General features: G+C 63.9%; 20 protein-coding genes and 2 pseudogenes. 12 read left to right on the plus strand and 10 right to left on the minus strand.

What is annotated here, in order from left to right; genetic code table 11:
- The first annotated feature begins 15 nt into the window (after positions 1–15).
- Complete coding sequence (locus CDN36_RS15340; RefSeq protein WP_287497185.1) at positions 16–507, plus strand: hypothetical protein; 492 nt, start codon at positions 16–18, stop codon at positions 505–507.
- 533 nt (positions 508–1040) lie between these two features.
- On the opposite strand, the pseudogene CDN36_RS15345 reads toward CDN36_RS15340, so the two are convergent.
- From CDN36_RS15345 to CDN36_RS15355, 3 genes and pseudogenes are all read right to left on the minus strand, one after another.
- A pseudogene (locus CDN36_RS15345) lies at positions 1041–1308 on the minus strand (integrase core domain-containing protein); the annotation flags it as partial.
- Positions 1309–1356: 48 nt separating this feature from the next.
- Positions 1357–2049: a type 1 glutamine amidotransferase domain-containing protein gene (locus CDN36_RS15350; protein ID WP_287497186.1), complete on the minus strand. Its 693-nt coding sequence runs from the start codon at positions 2047–2049 to the stop codon at positions 1357–1359.
- Positions 2050–2209: 160 nt separating this feature from the next.
- A pseudogene (locus CDN36_RS15355) lies at positions 2210–2656 on the minus strand (MerR family transcriptional regulator).
- Positions 2657–2760: 104 nt separating this feature from the next.
- Here CDN36_RS15355 and CDN36_RS15360 point away from each other — a divergent pair.
- From CDN36_RS15360 to CDN36_RS15385, 6 genes are all read left to right on the plus strand, one after another.
- Positions 2761–3681 carry an NAD-dependent epimerase/dehydratase family protein gene (locus CDN36_RS15360; protein ID WP_287497187.1) on the plus strand — a complete coding sequence of 307 codons (921 nt, stop codon included), beginning with the start codon at positions 2761–2763 and terminating at the stop codon, positions 3679–3681.
- Positions 3682–3813: 132 nt separating this feature from the next.
- Positions 3814–4725 (plus strand): transcriptional regulator GcvA, encoded by a 912-nt coding sequence (gene gcvA, locus CDN36_RS15365; RefSeq protein WP_150556336.1) that lies wholly within the window; start codon positions 3814–3816, stop codon positions 4723–4725.
- 68 nt (positions 4726–4793) lie between these two features.
- On the plus strand, positions 4794–5621 hold the full coding sequence (locus tag CDN36_RS15370) for an EamA family transporter (RefSeq protein ID WP_287497188.1): 828 nt from the start codon (positions 4794–4796) through the stop codon (positions 5619–5621).
- 13 nt (positions 5622–5634) lie between these two features.
- Complete coding sequence (locus CDN36_RS15375; protein ID WP_287497189.1) at positions 5635–6531, plus strand: oxidoreductase; 897 nt, start codon at positions 5635–5637, stop codon at positions 6529–6531.
- A 118-nt stretch (positions 6532–6649) separates the two neighbouring features.
- Complete coding sequence (locus CDN36_RS15380; protein ID WP_287497190.1) at positions 6650–7027, plus strand: ArsR/SmtB family transcription factor; 378 nt, start codon at positions 6650–6652, stop codon at positions 7025–7027.
- A complete protein-coding gene (locus CDN36_RS15385; RefSeq protein ID WP_287497191.1) occupies positions 7024–8094 on the plus strand; it encodes an SRPBCC domain-containing protein in 1071 nt (356 codons plus the stop codon). Before CDN36_RS15380 ends, CDN36_RS15385 begins: the two co-directional genes overlap by 4 nt.
- 11 nt (positions 8095–8105) lie before the next feature.
- Here the strand turns inward: CDN36_RS15385 and CDN36_RS15390 are convergent, their stop codons facing one another.
- The 5 genes from CDN36_RS15390 to CDN36_RS15410 form a co-directional block, all read right to left on the minus strand.
- The gene (locus tag CDN36_RS15390; protein WP_287497192.1) at positions 8106–9032 is read right to left on the minus strand and encodes a hypothetical protein; all 927 of its coding nucleotides are present in this window, start codon (positions 9030–9032) and stop codon (positions 8106–8108) included.
- Positions 9014–9772 carry a hypothetical protein gene (locus CDN36_RS15395; RefSeq protein WP_287497193.1) on the minus strand — a complete coding sequence of 253 codons (759 nt, stop codon included), beginning with the start codon at positions 9770–9772 and terminating at the stop codon, positions 9014–9016. The genes CDN36_RS15390 and CDN36_RS15395 overlap by 19 nt, the downstream gene beginning before the upstream one ends.
- Positions 9773–9870: 98 nt before the next feature.
- Entirely contained in the window at positions 9871–10959 is a 1089-nt protein-coding gene (locus CDN36_RS15400) for a helix-turn-helix transcriptional regulator (RefSeq protein ID WP_150556245.1), read from the minus strand.
- A gap of 270 nt (positions 10960–11229) precedes the next feature.
- Entirely contained in the window at positions 11230–11556 is a 327-nt protein-coding gene (locus tag CDN36_RS15405) for a porin (RefSeq protein ID WP_287497194.1), read from the minus strand.
- Positions 11553–11987, minus strand: a complete 435-nt coding sequence (locus CDN36_RS15410) for a porin (RefSeq protein ID WP_353846864.1) — start codon at positions 11985–11987, stop codon at positions 11553–11555. Before CDN36_RS15410 ends, CDN36_RS15405 begins: the two co-directional genes overlap by 4 nt.
- Positions 11988–12007: 20 nt before the next feature.
- On the opposite strand from CDN36_RS15410, the gene CDN36_RS15415 reads away from it, so the two are divergent.
- The 3 genes from CDN36_RS15415 to mctP all read left to right on the plus strand — a co-directional run bounded on the left by CDN36_RS15415 (position 12008) and on the right by mctP (position 14046).
- Positions 12008–12148, plus strand: coding sequence for a hypothetical protein (locus tag CDN36_RS15415; protein WP_287497195.1), 141 nt, complete (start codon positions 12008–12010; stop codon positions 12146–12148).
- 221 nt (positions 12149–12369) lie between these two features.
- Complete coding sequence (locus CDN36_RS15420) at positions 12370–12549, plus strand: DUF3311 domain-containing protein (RefSeq protein WP_150556242.1); 180 nt, start codon at positions 12370–12372, stop codon at positions 12547–12549.
- Entirely contained in the window at positions 12550–14046 is a 1497-nt protein-coding gene (gene mctP / locus CDN36_RS15425) for a monocarboxylate uptake permease MctP (RefSeq protein WP_150556241.1), read from the plus strand.
- 104 nt (positions 14047–14150) lie between these two features.
- Here mctP and CDN36_RS15430 read toward each other — a convergent pair whose 3' ends face one another.
- Both CDN36_RS15430 and CDN36_RS15435 read right to left on the minus strand, forming a co-directional pair.
- The gene (locus CDN36_RS15430) at positions 14151–14876 is read right to left on the minus strand and encodes an ABC transporter substrate-binding protein (RefSeq protein WP_287497196.1); all 726 of its coding nucleotides are present in this window, start codon (positions 14874–14876) and stop codon (positions 14151–14153) included.
- Positions 14877–15022: 146 nt separating this feature from the next.
- Positions 15023–15787: a DeoR/GlpR family DNA-binding transcription regulator gene (locus tag CDN36_RS15435; RefSeq protein WP_287497197.1), complete on the minus strand. Its 765-nt coding sequence runs from the start codon at positions 15785–15787 to the stop codon at positions 15023–15025.
- 355 nt (positions 15788–16142) lie between these two features.
- On the opposite strand from CDN36_RS15435, the gene CDN36_RS15440 reads away from it, so the two are divergent.
- Positions 16143–17126 carry a 2-keto-3-deoxygluconate permease gene (locus tag CDN36_RS15440; RefSeq protein ID WP_150556238.1) on the plus strand — a complete coding sequence of 328 codons (984 nt, stop codon included), beginning with the start codon at positions 16143–16145 and terminating at the stop codon, positions 17124–17126.
- Complete coding sequence (locus tag CDN36_RS15445) at positions 17123–18412, plus strand: four-carbon acid sugar kinase family protein (protein WP_244958180.1); 1290 nt, start codon at positions 17123–17125, stop codon at positions 18410–18412. The genes CDN36_RS15440 and CDN36_RS15445 overlap by 4 nt, the downstream gene beginning before the upstream one ends.
- Positions 18413–18509: the final 97 nt, after the last annotated feature.

Raw genomic sequence — 18509 nt, forward strand, 5'->3', positions numbered from 1 at the left:
GTAAACTAGCACAAAGTGCTGTATAAAAATACAGTTCTTCTTCATGCGCTGCTGATGTTCTATCGGCGTTTGTTTGACGAGGAAATGATGAGCGCGCCTATGATTATTGCAGCGCTTACCGGCAGCGATGCTATGCCAGCGATCAGAAGCCCGATGATGAAGATCGCCGCCACAATCGCGCCAGCGCCAAGAATCCAACTGGCACCTTTCGATACGAGCAGACCAATAGGCAATAGAATCAACTCCGATATGTCGAAAAGTCGCTCGCCAATGGATGCTCCGCGACTCTTCCCGTCGTTCCATAGCTTCCATGCTGCTCGAAATATGACGGGCACGAGTAATCCGAGAATCAATAGCGCGCACATTATCGTGACTGCTGGTGCCAGTCCAAATGTGGCTTCAAGAAAGTTGGCTAGGGCGAACGCAGCGAGAACCCCTGTCACAGTCAGTGAAAAAACGAATAGTGTCTTCCAGACTGATTCTCTTTTTGTCATGGGATTCTTTTAGATGTATGTAGCTGGAAGAATACTATTCGGTTCGATACTCAGCGGCCATTTAGTTGGCCACAGACGTGGATGGTTATCATGGCGGTAGTGTGACCAGAACGTGTCCACACTATACGTGAACCGCTCGAAATACGTGTAAAACTACGATAACTTTCGTGCTGACCGGCGCATGGCTATCGTTTAAAATCAAATGGTTACATCGACTGGCCTTGGATAGTGTCGCACTCGAAATCCGGTATACGGTTATACCGTATCGTGGGTTCGAATCCCACCCTCTCCGCCAAGACCGTTCAGAAATCCCCGCAGAGTCAATGATTTGCGGGGATTTTTGTTTTTCAGCCCATCAACTGGCCCATCACGAGAAAGTCGGTGGTGGCGTGGGTGATGTGACTGACATCAAACTCATCCTAGCCATCCGGCAATAGCACTCCTGCGGTCACGGCTCCAACGTACACTCCGACCGTTTGTGGGCCAATTGCCGAGCAGATGCGCGCCCAAATTGCGTTGGATATTCCTCATCATGACCTGCCCCCTTCAAAGGGCTAATGGACTTCTAGCAAAGTCCCTTTCAACCAGTTCCGGGAAGGCGGCAGGAGCATTCGCCGTTGTCCGATGTTTCGCCGCAAACTCTGCTGGCGACAGGTAGTTCAGCGTTGTGCGGCCTTGGCTTGTCGTAGTCCCGGCGCCATACCGCGATGACCGCCCGCGCGTGCACAAGCGTCTTGAACCAGTGCTTGCCAAGGCATTCGTCGCGGAACTTGTCGTTGAACGATTTGATGTACGCATTTTGCGTCGGCTTCCCGTCGAGAAGGCCGTCGCGCACCTCCATGCGGGAGTGGCTGACAGTTGTTCAAGGACGATTCAATATTGCCGCGACGTGCTGAGCCGTCGCCTTCGCCGACATGGGGTTCTGCCCTGTCACCAGCCTGCCGTCGACAACGACGTTCGAAACGAAAGGCAGCCATGCCTTTTCGTAGCGCGCGCCACGCTTTTTCATCTCCTCCTCGGCGTTGTAGGGCATCTTCGCAGCGACTCCTGCCAACATTTCTTCCCGCCACGAAAACCCTGTGATACGCCGCCCGGCCACCAGCAGTGAGCCGTCGTTCAACCGTGTGTTCAGCAGCCCGCAATAGCCGTGGCAGACCGATGAAACGATGCCGCCGCGCTCGTGGATGGCGAGGGTAATGCGCTGTAAGTCTTCACTGTCGGGGAAGTCCCACATGACGGCGTGTCCGCCGGTGAAGTAAATCGCGTCGAACTCTACCGGATCGATCTCATCCGGTCGCGCGGTGGATAACAGCAGCGCCATCCGCGCCGGATCGGCCAGCCAGTGCTTCACGGACGCATCGGCGAGCGGCCACTTGAGCGAGCGAGGCTCGAGCGGCGAGCGACCACCCAGCGGACTCATGATGCGTTGCTCGTACCCATGGGCGGCAAAGACCTGCCACGCATGGGTCAGCTCCGATAGCCACAGACCGGTGGGCTGCGTCGGATCCCGGTAGTGAGCGACGTTGCTGACGACATGGAGTATTTTCCTTGTCATGCCGTGCCTCCTGGAGCCGTGTTTGAAGCGAAACGGACGCCTGCGAAATGCATGTCCATCTTGAAGACCTTTCCGGCAACGAACCAACGGAAGAACGCTGAATTTGAATATAGCGTTAATGCCAAGTGAAATATGCGCCTTTGCGCGACGTGAAGCCCCTCTAATGGCGACGGGGCCTCGCGTTTGTCGGGGGTCTTTCAGTCTCCACCAACTTGATTTCAGACAGAACACGCCGCGCGTTGGCAGCACAATCCATGTCCTGCGGCTTGGCTTCGATCTGCGCCATCAGCTCGACCAGTTGAGCCTTGCTTTGTGCAAGCTGTGCCTGCAGAGCTTCGATGTCCTGCACTTTGCGGCGCAGCGTGTCGAGCAGGACGCCGTGTTCCCAGTTGCCGAGGTCGCGAGGCAGCAACGTGCGCAGTTCGTCCAGGCTGAAGCCCGCGCGTTGCGCCGTCGCTATCAGCTTGAGTACCAATACCGCATCGTCTGGATAGCTGCGATAGCCGTTGGTCTAGCGCTCGACCGACTTGAGCAGGCCAATGCGCTCGTAAAAGCGAATGCGCGAGGTCGCCAGGCCGGTGCGCTCTGCAAGTTCTCCAATTTTCATGACCGAGGTGCTCCGAGTGTCCACAGGCTTGACGTTAAACATTACTTCAAGGTTAGCCTTGAGTCCATCGCACGATCAGGCGCAACTTCATAAGGGTGGACTGCATGCAGACGATATTGGGAGCAAACGGTCAGATAGCGGTAGAACTGGCACGGGAGCTGCAGCGCAAATACACCAGCGACGTGCGGCTCGTCAGCCGCCATCCGCGCAAAGTCAACGACACCGACACGCTGGTGTCCGCCAATCTGCTTGATGCGAAACAGACCCTGGAGGCGGTTAAGGGAAGCCGCATCGTGTACTTCACGGCCGGCCTGCCACCGGACACGGCGCTATGGGAAGCGCAGTTCCCCACGATGCTGAAGAATGCCCTGGACGCCTGCCGCGTGGCGGGCGCGAGCTTCGCCTATTTCGATAACACCTACATGTATCCGCAGGATGCGCGGCTACTGACGGAGGAAGCGCCCTTCGCCCCGGTGGGCCGCAAGGGTAAGGTACGCGCGGCGATGGCCACGATGGTGCTCGAAGAAATGGCGCGCGGCGAGATTCCGGTGCTCATTGGCCGGGCACCCGAGTTCTATGGTCCCGGTAAGACGCAGAGCTTCACGAATGCGCTGATCATCGAAAAGCTCCAGGCCGGCAAGAAGCCGCGCGTGCCCGTGCGCGACGATACGCTGCGCACGCTGATCTGGACTCCCGACGCGAGCCGGGCCCTGGCGACCTTGGGAAATACTCCCGATGCCTTTGGCCAAACCTGGCATCTGCCATGCAGCGACGACCGGCCGACCTACAAGGAACTCGTCGTGATGGCCAGTCAGGTCTTCGGGCGCGACCCCCGTTATTCGGTTATCAGCAAGTGCGCTTTGACCGCTGCCGGGCTGTTCTCGAAGCAGGTGCGCGAGATCAGGGAATTGCTGCCCCGCTACGAGCAGGACAACCTTTTTGATTCCACGAAGTTCAAGCGTCGATTTACCGGGTTCGAAGTGACGACCTATCGAGAGGGGTTGGAGCTGATTCGTAAGAAGTGACAATCAATCCGCAATCCGCAATCCGCAATCCGCAATACCCGGGGTACACCCCGGAACATCGTTGGCCGTATCTTTTCCGCAGATTCCGGCATATCGTGTCATGAGTGTTGGCTCATTGACAGGAGCGCAAAGATGCGCGATCTTCCCCCGACGGCGACGCTGCGTACTTTTGAAGTCGCGACTCGCCACGCCACGTTTACCTCCGCCGCCGCGGAGCTGTTCATTACGCAAAGCGCGGTCAGCCATCAGTTGAAGAACCTGGAGGAAATCTGGGGGCTGCAACTTTTCGAGCGCGGTAAAACGCTCAGGCTCACGCCCGCGGGCGCCGCGCTCGCCCCCCTCGTGCGCGAGTTCTTCAGCAAGCTGGAAGCAACGCTTGCGGACCTTCGCGAGCAAAACGGGCGAGTGCGCCTGCGCGTCAATACCACCTATTCCTTTGCACTGAAATGGCTGCTGCCGCGCCTGCCCGGTCTGGCGCGCCTGCACCCCGAGATTCTCGTGACGCTGGAGAGCTCGGACGAAGCCATCAACTTCGCCAGCACGGATTCCGATGTGGCGATCCGCTTCGGCCACGGCAATTACCCCGCGTTGCACACCGAGTTCATGTTCCGGGAGCAGCTTTTTCCGGTGGCCAGCCCCGCATTGTTAAGGCGCTTCGGGGCGCCGTCCGAACCGGCCGAACTGTTGCGTTACCCGCTTCTGACACGCGACGGCGCAGACCTCGTGCCGAAATGGGACGTATGGTTCGAGCGGGTAGGCATCCATACGGACGTATTGCACGAAAGTGTACGTTTCGCGGACACGAATATGACGATCGAGGCCGCGCTACTGGGGCACGGCGTCGCCCTGGCGCGCAGCGGCCATGTGGAAAAGGAGATCGCTGAGCGCAGTCTGATCCGGCTCTTTGACATCCCGTTTCCCTCCCCGGCCGCCTACTACTTCGTTTGCCCGCGAGGCATCGAGACGCAGCCGCACATCGTGAAATTCCGAAGCTGGCTATTGGCGCAATCGCAGCAGGCGCAGCTCAGGTACGCTCAGGCATGAGTCGTTGCTCATGCCGGGATGACGACACATCACTTTTCATCCGCAAAGGTGCTGTCTAGTATCGGCACATGCCCGGATACGTCATTTTCCTCACCCTGTTCGCCGCGCTGCTGCATGCCGGCTGGAATACGTTGCTGCGCGGGGGCGCCGACCGGTTGTGGTCCATGACCATCATGTGCCTGACGATCGCCGTCACCTGCGCGGGCGTCGCACTGTTTTTGCCGGTGCCCGCCCGCGCCAGCTGGCCTTACGCGTTGCTCTCCGCGTTGCTGCATGTCGGCTACAACCTGTGCCTGGTGCGCAGCTATCGGTCCGGGGATCTCGGGCAAACCTATCCGATCGCGCGTGGTTCGTCGCCGCTGATGGTGACATGCGCGGCGGCCGTCTTCGCCGGAGAGAAAATCGGATTCAGTACCGCCGGCGGCATTGCGCTGGTTTCAGGCGGGATTTTGATGCTCGCCCTGAAAGGCGGAAAGGTGGCGATGTCGGGGCTGCGATATACCCTGGCCACCGGCGCCTTTATCGCGGCTTACAGCGTGGTGGACGGCATGGGCGTGCGCATGTCCGGCAACGCGCTCGCCTATATTGTATGGATGAGCGCGTTGTGGGGCGCACTGATGCCGGCGCTCTATGTCGTGCTGCGTGGTGGCAGGACGCTGCTGCGTTGGCGTGCCGGTGTATGGCACGCGGCGGCCGGCGGGCTGATATCGCTGCTCGCCTACGGCATCGTCATCTATGCCATGACAGCGGCGCCCATGGGCGCCGTTTCGGCGCTCAGAGAGACCAGCGTGCTCTTCGCCGCGGTGCTGGGCTATTGCTTTCTGGGCGAAACGCTGACGCCGAGGAAGATGCTGGCGTGCGCGGTGATTGCCGTCGGCACGCTGATGATCGGTTGATCAAATCTGGGGAATGCCAATGTCTGAGCAGGCCGCCGTTGCGCTCATTGGGCCGGGTGCCATCGGCACCACGATTGCCGCCGCACTCCATGAAGTCGGCCGCACGCCCGTGCTTTGTGGTCGCACCGCACACCCGCGATTGCGATTGCGTCACGACGGCGGTGAAATCGTGGTGCCCGGTCCTGTATTGACCGACCCCGCAACGATTCATCGCCCGTTCGATCTGGTGTTCATCGCGGTGAAAACCACGCAGGTAGCCGACTGCGCCGATTGGCTGGCAGCGCTTTGCAATGACAACACGCTGGTGTGCGCGCTGCAAAACGGTGTCGAGCAGGAGGCCCGGCTCGCGCCCTATGCCAACGGCGCAACGGTGCTGCCGTCGGTCGTGTGGTTTCCCGCGCAGCGCGAGCCGGATGCTTCGGTGTGGCTGCGTGCCTCGCCCCGCCTCACCCTGCCCGATCTGCCCCAGGCAAGACGGGTAGCGCAGGCGCTCGACGGCACACGCTGTGCGGTGGAGCTGTCCCCGGATTTTGTCTCCGTCGCATGGCGAAAACTCCTGCAGAACGCCGTTGCCGGGCTGATGGTCCTTGCCAATCGCCGTGCCGGAATGTTCTCGCGCAGCGATGTGGCTGCGCTGGCCCTGGCTTATCTGGGCGAGTGCCTGAGCGTGGCGCGCGCAAACGGGGCGTCGCTGGGCGATGATGTTTCGCAGCAGATCGTCGACGGCCTGCAGCGTGCTCCGGCCGATTTGGGCACGTCGATCCTTGCCGACCGACAAGCGAACCGCCCGATGGAGTGGGACATCCGCAACGGCGTGATACAGCGCTATGGTCGCCTTCGGGGTATTCCCACGCCGATTAGCGACGTACTCGTGCCGCTGCTGGCGGCAGGCAGCGAGGGGCCGGGCTGAGGCCAGGGGACGGGGTACGGAGCACGCAGTACGGGGGGGCGAGCCAACTCGCTCGACGCTACCACGCGGAGTCAAATTTCACCTTGACTTTCATTTAACCATTAAGTTAAATGAAGCCATGCCACCCACCACCGACACCCTCTCGACGATATTCGCGGCACTGGCCGACCCTACGCGGCGCGCCATTCTGGCGCGGCTGGCGCAGGGGGAGGCGCCAGTGGGGGAATTGGCACGCCCGTTCGCCATGTCCGGCGCCGCGATTTCTAAGCACCTTCGGGTTCTGGCGGCGGCGGGGTTGATCGAGCGGCAAGTGAGCGCGTGCTGGCGCATATGTCATCTGCGCGCGGAAGGCTTGCATGATGCCCACGCGTGGCTCGAGGCGTACCGCCGGCATTGGGAAGGCAATCTCGACCGGCTCGTGGAATTCGTCGAACGCACGCATGCCGCGGGCGCCGAGGCGCGTGGCAAGACAAACGATCGAGGGACAGGATCATGAATCGAGCAGCGACGTTTCAACTGGAGTTGAGCCGCTTCATTCGCGCGCCGCGCGAGAAAGTCTTCGACGCGTTCACGGACGAGACGGCTCTGGCCGCGTGGCATTGTCCGCGCGGCTTGAGCGTGGTGGAGGCCAGCGCGGACGCTCGCGTCGGCGGACGGTACCGCGTGGTGATGGGCACGCGCGACGGCGTGCGGCATGCCGCGACCGGCGAATACCAGAAGCTCGAGCGCGCGGACTTCCTCGCCTACACCTGGTCGTGGGAGACGGGCGAAATGCCGGCACGGATCACGACGTTGATCGAAGTGACGTTGACCGACGAAAACCAGGGCACGCGACTGCACATGCTGCACACGGGGTTCCCCGACGAGCGCACGCGCGACTCGCACATGGGGGGGTGGCAGTCCGTGTTCAATCGCCTGAACGACTATCTGGACCCGCGGGCAAGCGCGGGCACGGTAACGGTCTACGGCGACGCGCGCAGCACGTATGTGCGCACGGTGCGCATGGCGCTGGAGGAAAAGGGCGTTGCTTACACGCTCGCGGAAATGGCGCCTCACACGCCGGAGTTGCTGGCGCACCAGCCGTTCGGCCGCGTGCCGGCATTCACCGACGGTCCGCTCGAGTTCTACGAAACCCACGGCATCGTGACATACATCGACGGCGCTTTCGATGGTCCGAGCCTGACGCCGAAGGGCGGAGCGAGCGCACCGGCGCGCGTGGCGCAATGGATCAGTCTGATCAACTGCCACGCCTACGACGCGATGGTGCGCCGCTACGTCATGCCATACCTTTTCCCGAAAGGCGGCGACGGCGGACCCGAGCGCGCGGTGATCGAGGCCGCGCTGCCGGAGATCGATGCGCAACTGGCGGCCTTCGACAAGGCCTATGGCGACCGGGACTACCTGGTGGAGAACGACGTCACGATGGCTGATCTTTTCCTGGCGCCAATTCTCGCCTACGTCGGTATGTTTCCCGAGGGCGCCGCGTTGCTGAAGAAATATCCGAACGTGCAACGCGGGCACCGGGTGATGGCCGAGCGCAAGAGCTTCATCGCGACGCGCTAGGCAGCGATCGCTTATTCGTTGTATTGCACCGCCAGCGACGAATTGACCTGAACGCTCCTGTCTGCCTCCGCCACCAGCGTGCCCAGATGGGCAACATAGGGAGACGGCTGGCCGTTCAGGGGCCGGTCGAGCCCGAGTCGCTGGGAGGCGACGATCGCATTGCGGTAGAGCTCGGCTGCCTTGGCATAGCGTCCGGCGCTTTCGCGATAGCCTTGCCCCAGCGCGCCGTTACCCACGACAAGGTTGTATGAGGCAGCCGCCATCTTTACGTGAATGACATCCACATACGTCCGCACGTCGCGCTCGGCCTGCTCGCCGAAATACTTTCGCGCGGCAGCGGCGAAGGCGTCGCGCGTGCTCAGGTTTTCCGGGCTGGTATACATTTTGAGTTCGCACAAGTAGGCCTTGTGCAGGAACTTTCCGGCGCTGGCATTCTGCGCCCGGTCCAGTGTATCGAAATAGGCTTTTGAGAACGGCACGGTTGTCCGCACGCTGTCGTAGACGCCGAGGTAGCTGAGCTTGATGCAGTCGGTCTCGTTGTAGGTTCGTGCGGTCTCCCGGCTCCACCACACCTGAGTGAGGTGCGGGATGGCCTTCTGATATTGGCCGGTGCTGTACAGCAGCCAGGCAATTTCCTCGTTGTAGGCCTGACAGGCCAGGTTGTTGTTCTCGCGGTTCGTGCCGCGCAGCGCAGCCCGGAACGAGCTCTTGCCCAAGCGTTCGGTCGGCACGCATTCATCGTCGAACCGCTGGCGAAGCAGGGCGAGGGCGCGTTCGGGCTGGCTCTTCTCCAGAGGGATGACTTCGGATCGGACCCACTTTTCGGCGTCCAGTCCGCGCGAGTACGGCGACGCGCAGCCGCCGATCGCAAGAACCACGAGGCCGATCGCGCCGGCGTGCATCAGGCGGATTCGGCGAGTCATTGCGACACCTTCCATGGATCGGTCTCTGCCGCGCCGGCGGCCGAGCGCCGCGCCTGTGCCTCGATCTGCGAGCGCAGCGCGGCATCGCGCGAACGCTGCATTTCTTCCGCTTCGGCGGCGCGGCTCATGGAGTCCAGCGTTTGTCCGACCGTGCCGAGCACGGCCATGGCCGCGCCCAGCGTCGAGGCATTGCCGGACGCCGCCGGCGCCGCGACGACCGGTGCGGTCTGATAGACGGGCGCGGGGGTGTAAGCCGGTGCCGGCATGACTTGCGGAGCGGCCATGGGAGCCGCGGTCGCCGGCTGCGAATTGCCTTGCGTGAGCGCGTTAGCGTTCGGCCGGTTCTGCCAGATCGCCGCCTGTCGGCGTTTGGCTTCTTCCTCCTTCTGCCGCTTCTGCGCTTCGATCTCCTGGCGGCGGCGCTCGTCGTCTCGCCGTTTGGCGAAGGGGTCGGTGTACGGCCAGCATTGGTACTGCTCGTTGACGGCAACGACCTGAGTCTCGATCTGTACGGTTTCGCCGGGTTTGACGAATACGTTCCGGCTGTTGCCGAAGCCGCCGTTCGCGTTGCCCCACGACACGTCGCAGTGCTGCACCTGGCTGCCGTTGTTCTGCAGGAAGATCACGGCATTGAAGGCGCTGGCGCCGCGCTTCCACATGCGCATCTCGGCATCGGCCGCACTGCTCGCGCACAGGGCAATCCCGGCGACGGCGGCAGCGGCGGCGACGCGCGGGTGGCTCAATCTCGGGGGCATGATCTGGCTTTCTCCTCGCTCGTTCATGAGGGCGAGTGTTTCTCCTGGGGGAACGAGCGATCAATACTTCAAATCTGCCATTGACGGCGGCCGGGGGCTCACAGGCCGGACAGCAGGCGTATGAGCTCGGGCTGGCGGGTGCAGCCGGTCTTGCGCAGGGCCGAGCCAAGCTGCTTGCGCAGGGTGTGGGCGCTGACGCCGACGACTTCGGCGCAGTCGTCGATGGTGAGGCCCGCCACGAGATAGTGGCAAAGGCGCGCCTCGGCCGCGCTCAGGCGAAACAGTTCGGCGAAGGCGGCGATGTCGGGCAGGTCGAAGATGTCCCGGCGTTCGATGCGCACGCCGACGCTCACGCCCAGGCCCAGATTGAGTCCCGCGTCGGTGCGGCGCAGCCCGAGCCGCCATGCGCGACCCCAGCCGTCGGGAAGGACCATGCGGCACGGTTGCCCGGTAACGGCCGTCTCGCGAAGCTTTGCGAGCAGCCGTGCCTGCCAGGCGGGAACGCGGTGCGTGAGCTGCCTGCGGTCGATGACGAGTTGGTGATCGCCGCCGAGCAGCGCTTGCGTGCCGGGCGCCGCGATGATCACGCGGGCGTCGCCCGCTGCGACCAGATACCCTTCCCGGGATGGATCGAGGACTTGTCCGAGGACGTCCATGCGCTCTCGCGTGGCCGAGCGCCGTGCGAGGAAGGCTCGTCTCATCAGGCGGCCGTAGTCGGCTACGGCCGCCGCATGGGTGAAGCTGGACGTGGCGGGCGTGATGCGCTGGACGCTGAGCGCGGCGAGTTCGTCGTCGTTGGCGAGGATGATCCCGGTGATTTGACCGATGTGGTTCGGCGCCATGAAATCCGCCCAGAACAAGCGGTCGTTCGTGGTCTCGTGGCGCTCGCGCACGGACGACTCGAACCAGGACCCGGCGCCCGCCTCCCAATGCCGGCGTCGCGAGTCGTCGTACTGATGATAGTGCTCGGTGTAATCCCGGCTGGCCTTGTCGTCGTGGCCGATCTGCTCGAATGCGCGCAGCGTGCGGGTGTCCTTGTCGGTCGAGACGTAGGCGGCGGCGTCCGCCCCGAAGAAGTCGCGCGCCGTGCGGATGACGTCGTTCCAGCTCGCTTCGCCCGCGCCGAAGGCGAGGGCGGCGTCGCGAGCACGGCGCAGACTGTGTCGGGAGAGCGGGCGGCTTGACACGTTCGGTCCTCTGAAGGGCACTCACCTCAATACTAGCTCGGATGCGGGATCGGACGCGCGATCGGATGCGGGATCGCACGCGCGATCGGACCCGTGATAAACGGCCAGTCCTCAATGTTGCGCCGGCCGCCGACGCGAATTTTACCAAGCCCGAACGGACGCCGGCGGCCGCCGAGGCGGCGCCGACACGGTAGGTGAGCTCCGTATTGACAGCCCGCGCGAGGATCCTTCAGCCATTCGCGAGGGAGGCGTTACGCCGGCTTTCGATGCTCAGAACCTCGTCAACACGCCCACCCGGACGACGAGCTGGGTGGGCCCGCCGGACGTGCCGTTCGGCTCGACGATGCCGCTCACCAGGGCTTGTGCGCTGGCGTTCGTGCGTTGATACACCACTTCCGTATAAGCCTTCGTGCGTTTGGACAGGAAGTAGTTGAGGATGGCGGAAATCTGGTGGGCGTGGTTGTTGTCCAGATAGCCGTTGCCTTTCATGTACATGTAATCCACGCCAGCCTGCATCTGCGGGTCCCACTGGTAGGTCACGCCGACCTGTCCCTGTGCGACGGCCGCTCCGTTGGCGGTGTTGCGGACCGTTGTCACCAGGGCATTGAGGCCCACCGAGCCGAGATCGTAGCGCCGAAGCGAAGTCCCCTGAGCGACGGCGATAGATACTTGACCGAATTCGTCACCGTCTGCCCCGACATGCGGTCCCAGTCGAACTGGCTGGCATACGGCGGGTTGTAAGGCAGCGCGAGCTTCTGGAACGGGCCGGCCCGAAAGTTGTACAGGCCGCCCACGGCCAGTGCGGCGTCGGTTCGCCCGAAGAAGAGCGCGTCGATCATGAAGTCGTACTGATTTCCGAGCCTGAGCGATCCATACCGCTCGTTGTTCATGCCGATCCACGCATTGCGGCCGAATAGCCCTTTGGTGGGCGGCTGTACGGCGCCAGTGCCCACCGAAAACTGATTCACGAGATCGAAGGTGAGGTGCGTGCCGCCACCCAGGTCCTCATCACCGCGGATACCGAACATGTTGGGCGACTGGATGCCGCATGGCGCAGCTCACCGACGCCATGGTCGCCCTTGGCGAAGCCTGCGCCGCGAGACACCGCGCCGGGAGCAAGGCAGTGGCGAGCGCGGCGACGCCCGGAGACGGCCGGCGAAAACGCAAGGCGCCGCAGACGTTGTCCTGACGCAGACCGACCGGCCTGATCGCGCTGCAAAAGCGAGGCGCAGGACCGGGCCGGACCTACCCGATCGTTTCAACACGCGCAACACCGGCAAGATCCCGCCAGCCCCCGTGCGTCGGGGCTTTGCGGGGTGCTGAGCAAACTCCATGCCGTTGGACTAGAGTGAAAAACAGTGGCGAGTCGATACGCACGAGTCCAACCAGAAAGCGAGGAGAGACGCTCAAATGCGGTTATTGCTATTGCTGCCGTTCATCGGCCTGTTGTGGGTCCCTTTCTACAACCGGGAGTTGCCGTCGCTGTGGGGTTTTCCGTTCTTCTACTGGTATCAGTTTGCCTGGGTGCCGCTCACGTCGCTGATCATCTGGATCGTGTTTCGCGACGGTCTGAGGAAGGGAGAGGAATAAATGGCCGCCTCCGCGATCAACTGGACCGCGTTGTCGGTCTTCGTGTTTTTCTTTGTCCTCGTGACCGTGATGGGTTTCTGGGCCTCGCGCTGGATGGCGGGTGGCGGACCCAAGGGCGCCAATCTCAATGAATGGGGGCTGGGCGGGCGCAACTTCGGCACGTGGATTACCTGGTTTCTCGTCGGCGGCGACTTTTACACCGCGTACACCGTGATTGCCGTGCCGGCACTGGTCTACGCGGTTGGCGCCTACGGATTCTTCGCGCTGCCCTACACGATTCTCGTCTACCCGATCGTCTTCCTGATCATGCCGAAGCTGTGGCACGCGGCGCACAAAGCGGGGCACGTCACCGCGGCGGACGTCGTGTACGGGCGCTATCAGTCGCGTCCGCTGGAATTCGCCGTGGCACTCACCGGCGTCGTGGCGACGATGCCCTACATCGCGCTGCAACTGATCGGGATGGAGGTCGTCATCAAGGCGCTTGGCCTGGCGGGCGAGATCCCGCTGCTCGCGGCATTCGTTATCCTGGCGCTGTACACGTACACCGCCGGGCTGCGTGCGCCGGCGCTGATCGCGTTCGTCAAGGATCTGATGATCTACATCGTCGTGCTCGTCGCGGTGATCGTGGTGCCGGCCAAGCTGGGCGGTTACGGCGTCGTGTTCGATACCGCGCGCGATGTCTTCGCGAAGAAGGGCGGCGCGACGGGGCTGACGCTCCAACCTGCGCAATTCCTGCCCTTTGCGACGTTGGCGATCGGCTCCGCGCTTGCCGCGTTCATGTATCCCCACACGCTGACGGGCGTGTTCGCTGCGAAGAACGCCAATACGATTCGCAAGAACGCGGTGTTCCTGCCGGCCTACACGGTACTGCTCGGGCTGATCGCGCTGCTCGGCTTCATGGCATACGCCGCGGGCGTGAAAGTGCAGACGAACAACGACGTTGTCCCGGCACTGTTCAACGGCTTGTTTCCGAGCTGGTTCGCGGGCTTTGCGTTTGCCGCCATCGCGATCGGCGCGCTGGTGCCGGCGGCGGTGATGTCCATTGGCGCATCGAACCTGTTCACGCGCAACTTCTGGAAGCCTTACGTCAACCCCGACATCTCGCATGAAGGAGAGGCGAAGGTCGCCAAGATCGTCTCGCTCGTCGTGAAGTTCGGTGCACTGGTGTTCATCCTGTTTCTGCCGACGCAATTCGCGCTGGATCTGCAATTGCTTGGCGGCGTGTGGATCCTGCAGACGTTCCCGGCGCTCGTCTTCGGCGTGTTCGTGAGCTGGTTCGGTGCGCGCGCGCTGTTGTGCGGATGGGCGGTCGGCATCGTGTGCGGAAGCTGGCTCGCGTTCGTGGATGGCATCAAGCCGGTACACACGTTCACGCTCGGTGGCGACAAGGTTTCCCTCTACACCGGTCTCATTGCGCTGGCGGCAAACATCGTCGTTGCCGTAGCGGCGAATGTCGTGCTGGGCAAGGGCTCCCACCCGGCCTTGCGCGAAGCCTGACGGAAGTAGGAGCGCAGGCGGCGAATGGCATGAGTCCGTGTGCAGCCTGGCGAAGTCCGAATGGCTGAATGGGCTGAATGCGGCTGAACGCGGCTGAATGCAGCTTACGGCGCGACCGATACGCCGGAGATACGGTGGCGCTGCAGCGCCTGTGCGACGTAGCCCGACGTTTTCATTTCGTCGACGAACGTCGCGAGATACTTCGCCGCCGCTTCGCCGCGCCCGATCGGCAAGCCCATCGCCTGCCGGATCACCATGAAGCGTTCGCCGAGCAGTCGATAGCCGGGCGTGCCCTGAATGTCCGCCTCAAGCTGCTGCTTCACGCCGGCGGCCACTTCGTAGCCGCCGTCGAGGAATGTTCTCACGACGGCGGGCGACGTTGGTGCGCGCACGATTTCCGCGTGTTGCAGCTCGCGGGTCAGGAACAGGTCGTATGCGCTGCCCTTGCCGACGACCACCCGTGTGCCGCTGCGGTCCACGTCCGCGTTCGTCTGCACCGGCGAGCACTTCGGCACGAGGTAATAGCCTTCGATGAGCAGGTACGGTTCGGTGAACGCGATGGCGGTGGCGCGGCGCGGATCGACCGCGAAGAACCCCACGTCCGCGTCGCCGGCGGAGACGGTCTCCACGGCTCGGGCGGCGGTGTCGACGACGATCGGTTCGAGCGCGACGCCAAGACGTTGCGCCAGCGCGGCGGCCAGGTCCACCGAGATGCCGATCGGTCGCGATTGCGCGTCGCGTCCGGCGAGCACCGGGTTGCCGAGATTGATGCACGCGCGCAGTACGCCGGTTGGCGCGAATGCGGCAATGAGCGAGGCGTCTTGTGTCATGGCTGTCGTCGAAGTGAATGAGGCGAAGTCGGGGGAAATGGGTGCGAAGCATGGGCGGCACCGTCGCCATCATACCGGGCGCGCGACGGGCGTCCGGTGATGTCGACAGCCGGTCAGGGCGGGACCCAGGCCGGATCGAGGCCGGATCAACCCACCGATTCGATGGTGATCTCCGGGCGTGCCACGAAACCCGCGAGCGCCGCATCCTCGCGCCGCGCGTCGGTGACAAGCGTCCACATGCGCTCGAGCGGCGTCCAGTGCTGCTGGCTCGCCCGGTCGAGTTTGTTCGCCGTGACCAGAACGTAGACGCTCGCCGACTGGCGGATGATGCACTCCTTGAGCCAGGCCTGTTCGGCCGACGCTTCGCACAGTCCGCGGCCGGCGACTACGCCGTCCGCGCCGAGAAAGGCCTTGTCGACGGACACCCGCGAGAGCGCCAGCTGCGCGAGCGGGCCGAGCACGCTCATGCTCGACGGGCGCACGTCGCCGCCGATGAGCGTGACGGGCACCTTGTTTGCCGCGAGCGCGCCCACGGCCAGCAGGTTGTTCGTGATGACATGCACGGCTTCGCGTCCGGCGAGGAACTGCGCCATGGCTTCGGTCGTGGTGCCGCCGTCGAGAAAGATGGTGTCGCCGTCGTCCACGTGCGCCACGGCGGCGCGCGCGATGGCGTCCTTCTGTTCACGAAAGCTCTCGCGGCGCAATTCGAGCGACTCTTCGGGTTCGTGCATGCGCACCGGTGCGGCGGCGCCGCCATACGTGCGCACGATGCGACGCTCGTCGGCCAATGCGCGCAGGTCGCGGCGCACGGTGGCTTCCGACATGCCGAAGTGGGCGCACAGCGCGGCAACGTCGGTCATGCCCGTCAGAACGGCTTTGTAGATCGCCTCGCGGCGGTTGGCAACTTTCATGAAGACAGGACGGATGCGGTAGCGGTCATTGCGGTCGTAGCGTGACAGGAGACGGCCGGCCGCCGCGATGGCCGCGCCGCGCGCATAGTGTAGCCCGAGGCGAGCGCCGATCGCGCGATGCCGGCCGCCCCGAGCGCGCCGTGCGGCGATGATCGCGTGACGTCCCGAAAATGATCGATTCAATCATTTTTGCGTGGTGCTGCCTCTGGAAAACCGGGGGCAGAGCGGGGAACACCGAGGATAAACCCCGATTCACAAAATTTGCACAAATTTCTGGCAACGATTAGACTTCGGTTTGCTCGAATCGATCAAAATAATGATTGATTTGTCAAAATTAATCAGTCGGGAGACAACAATGGCTCAAATTCGAATCAAGCGCGCCATCGAGCGCGTGCCGGGCGGGATGATGATTGTCCCGCTGCTGATCGGCTCGCTCATTGCCACGTTCATGCCGGGCATGCCGAAGTTCTTCGGCTCGTTTACCAACGCACTCTTCACCGGCGCGTTGCCGATTCTGGCGGTGTTCTACGTCTGCATGGGCGCGAGCATCGATGTGAAGGCCACGCCGTATCTCGTCAAGAAGGGCGGCGCGCTGTTCGCGGCCAAGGTCGGCGCGGCCATTGTCGTCGGCGTGGTGCTCGGGCACTTCCTTGGCGAGGCGCCGGTCTCGTCCGGCCTGTTCGCGGGCATCTCCACGCTGGCCGTCGTCGCGGCAATGAACGACACCAATGGCGGCTTGTACATGGCGCTGATGGGGCAGTACGGCCGCTCGGAAGATGTGGGCGCCTACACGATCATGTCCCTCGAGTCCGGTCCGTTCCTGACGATGGTGACGCTGGGTGTGGCGGGCTTGTCCGCTTTCCCGTGGCCGACGCTGGTGGGCAGTATCCTGCCGCTCGCTGTAGGCATGCTGCTCGGCAACCTCGATCGCGAGATGCGCGATTTCCTGGGCCGCGCCGTGCCGGTGATGATTCCGTTCTTCGCGCTCGCGCTGGGCGCCGGTCTCGATCTGCACAAGGTCTGGCAGGCCGGGCTGCTGGGCATCCTGCTCGGCTTCGCGGTGGTCGTGGTGACGGGCATTCCGCTGTATATCGTCGACCGTCTTACGGGCGGCACGGGCGTGGCCGGCACTGCGGCGGCGAACACGGCGGGCAATGCCGCTGCCGTACCCGCGCTCATCGCGGCGGCCAATCCGGTCTACGAAGAGGCCGCCAAGAGCGCCACGCTGCTGGTGGCCGCCTGCGTGGTCGTGACGGCCATCGTCTCGCCGATCCTGACGGCGGCCGTCGCCAGGCGTGTCGCCGCCCGCGGCCTCGCGGCCAAGGGAGCGGTGCAGTGAGCATGCTGATTGTCGCCGACGATCTGTCGGGCGCCGCCGACTGCGCGATCGGATTCACCAATGCCGGCCGCCGCAGCGTGGTGTCGCTCGACGTCGACGGCTTCAGTGCGGCCGCCCAGGTGGTGGCGATCGATACGGATACGCGTCGCCTGAAGCCTGCCGAAGCGGCGTTGCGCGCAGTCGCCGCGTGGCAGCGGCTGGCCGCGCCGGGGCGTCGGCTCTACAAGAAGATCGACTCGACCTTGCGCGGCAACTGGGTCGCGGAAGTGGCGGCGCTGCAGCCGCTCGCGGGACTGGCAATTGTCGCGCCTGCATTTCCGGCGACCGGACGCACGGTGGAAAACGGCGAAGTGTTTGTGCGCGGTGTGCCGCTCGCACGAACGGACACGTGGCGCCTGGAGCACGAAGGCCAGGAAGCGCGTCTCGCACCGATGCTCGCCGCTGCCGGCTTGCGCACGCGCACGGTGTCCGTAAATCGCTTGCGCGGCGATGCCGACGCCGTGATCGAATCGTTCGCCGCGATTGTTTCACAGGCGCGCGAGCAAGGCGTGACGGCCTTGATCGTCGACGCGCAGACGCACGACGATCTGGCCATGCTGGCGCGCGCGAGCGCGACGCTGACGGACGTCTTCTGGGTAGGTTCGGGCGGCCTCGCGCGGGAGCTGGCCGCGCTGCCGGTTCTGTTCGGCCCGGCCCACCATGCGGACCACGCGAACCAGGCAGACCGCGCACATCACGACGACACGGAGGCCGCCCCGTCTCCCGCGCCTAGCGGCGCGCGTGTGCTCACGCTGGTCGGCAGCCTCTCGGAGGTGGCGCAACAGCAGTGCGCGCGACTGTGCGCCGAGAACGCGGTGGTCGAGTGGATTGTGCCGCCCGCGGTGTTGCGCGCAGGAGCCGCTCACCCCGACGCCGCACGCTGGTGCGAGCGCATCGGCGAGGCGATCGACGCGGGAACGGACCTGCTTGTGCGAATCGGCCGGGACGACGCCTTCGATCCTGCAGAAGGCGCGCAACTGTCCGCGGCGCTCGCAGCGCTGATCGCGCCGCACTTCGCACGCCTGTCGGGCCTTGTCGTCACCGGCGGCGAGACGGCGCGCGCCATGCTGAGCGCGGCCGGGATCGGTGCGCTGGAACTGCTCTCGGAGGTCGAGCCGGGCGTGGCAGTGGGGCGGCCGGCCGACGGCTCCCCCGTGCATATCGTCACGAAGGCCGGCGCCTTCGGCGGTGAAGCCGCGCTGCACAGCGCCTATCGCCATTTGCGCGCGGGCATGGCCGGCGGGTGAGCGCCGCGTATCGCGTGCGGCCGGCGGCCTGAAGCGACAACAGAACACCATGGCCTGGAGAACGCTCCGGGCAGCCTCAACGAAACGGATACCAACG

This window comes from Pandoraea sp. CB10b_02, assembly GCF_002216225.1.
GTDB lineage: Bacteria > Pseudomonadota > Gammaproteobacteria > Burkholderiales > Burkholderiaceae > Pandoraea > Pandoraea nosoerga.

What these genes read in the sequence shown, in the direction of transcription:
- CDN36_RS15370 (WP_287497188.1), top strand. Translation starts at nt 4,794, where the DNA reads ATGCCCGGATACGTCATTTTCCTCACCCTGTTCGCCGCGCTGCTGCAT.
- CDN36_RS15410 (WP_353846864.1), bottom strand. Translation starts at nt 11,987, where the DNA reads ATGTTCGGTATCCGCGGTGATGAGGACCTGGGTGGCGGCACGCACCTC.
- CDN36_RS15385 (WP_287497191.1), top strand. Translation starts at nt 7,024, where the DNA reads ATGAATCGAGCAGCGACGTTTCAACTGGAGTTGAGCCGCTTCATTCGC.
- CDN36_RS15430 (WP_287497196.1), bottom strand. Translation starts at nt 14,876, where the DNA reads ATGACACAAGACGCCTCGCTCATTGCCGCATTCGCGCCAACCGGCGTA.
- CDN36_RS15395 (WP_287497193.1), bottom strand. Translation starts at nt 9,772, where the DNA reads ATGCCCCCGAGATTGAGCCACCCGCGCGTCGCCGCCGCTGCCGCCGTC.
- CDN36_RS15360 (WP_287497187.1), top strand. Translation starts at nt 2,761, where the DNA reads ATGCAGACGATATTGGGAGCAAACGGTCAGATAGCGGTAGAACTGGCA.
- CDN36_RS15390 (WP_287497192.1), bottom strand. Translation starts at nt 9,032, where the DNA reads ATGGAAGGTGTCGCAATGACTCGCCGAATCCGCCTGATGCACGCCGGC.
- CDN36_RS15375 (WP_287497189.1), top strand. Translation starts at nt 5,635, where the DNA reads ATGCCAATGTCTGAGCAGGCCGCCGTTGCGCTCATTGGGCCGGGTGCC.
- gcvA (WP_150556336.1), top strand. Translation starts at nt 3,814, where the DNA reads ATGCGCGATCTTCCCCCGACGGCGACGCTGCGTACTTTTGAAGTCGCG.
- CDN36_RS15380 (WP_287497190.1), top strand. Translation starts at nt 6,650, where the DNA reads ATGCCACCCACCACCGACACCCTCTCGACGATATTCGCGGCACTGGCC.
- CDN36_RS15350 (WP_287497186.1), bottom strand. Translation starts at nt 2,049, where the DNA reads ATGACAAGGAAAATACTCCATGTCGTCAGCAACGTCGCTCACTACCGG.
- CDN36_RS15415 (WP_287497195.1), top strand. Translation starts at nt 12,008, where the DNA reads ATGGCGCAGCTCACCGACGCCATGGTCGCCCTTGGCGAAGCCTGCGCC.
- CDN36_RS15440 (WP_150556238.1), top strand. Translation starts at nt 16,143, where the DNA reads ATGGCTCAAATTCGAATCAAGCGCGCCATCGAGCGCGTGCCGGGCGGG.
- CDN36_RS15420 (WP_150556242.1), top strand. Translation starts at nt 12,370, where the DNA reads ATGCGGTTATTGCTATTGCTGCCGTTCATCGGCCTGTTGTGGGTCCCT.
- mctP (WP_150556241.1), top strand. Translation starts at nt 12,550, where the DNA reads ATGGCCGCCTCCGCGATCAACTGGACCGCGTTGTCGGTCTTCGTGTTT.
- CDN36_RS15435 (WP_287497197.1), bottom strand. Translation starts at nt 15,787, where the DNA reads ATGAAAGTTGCCAACCGCCGCGAGGCGATCTACAAAGCCGTTCTGACG.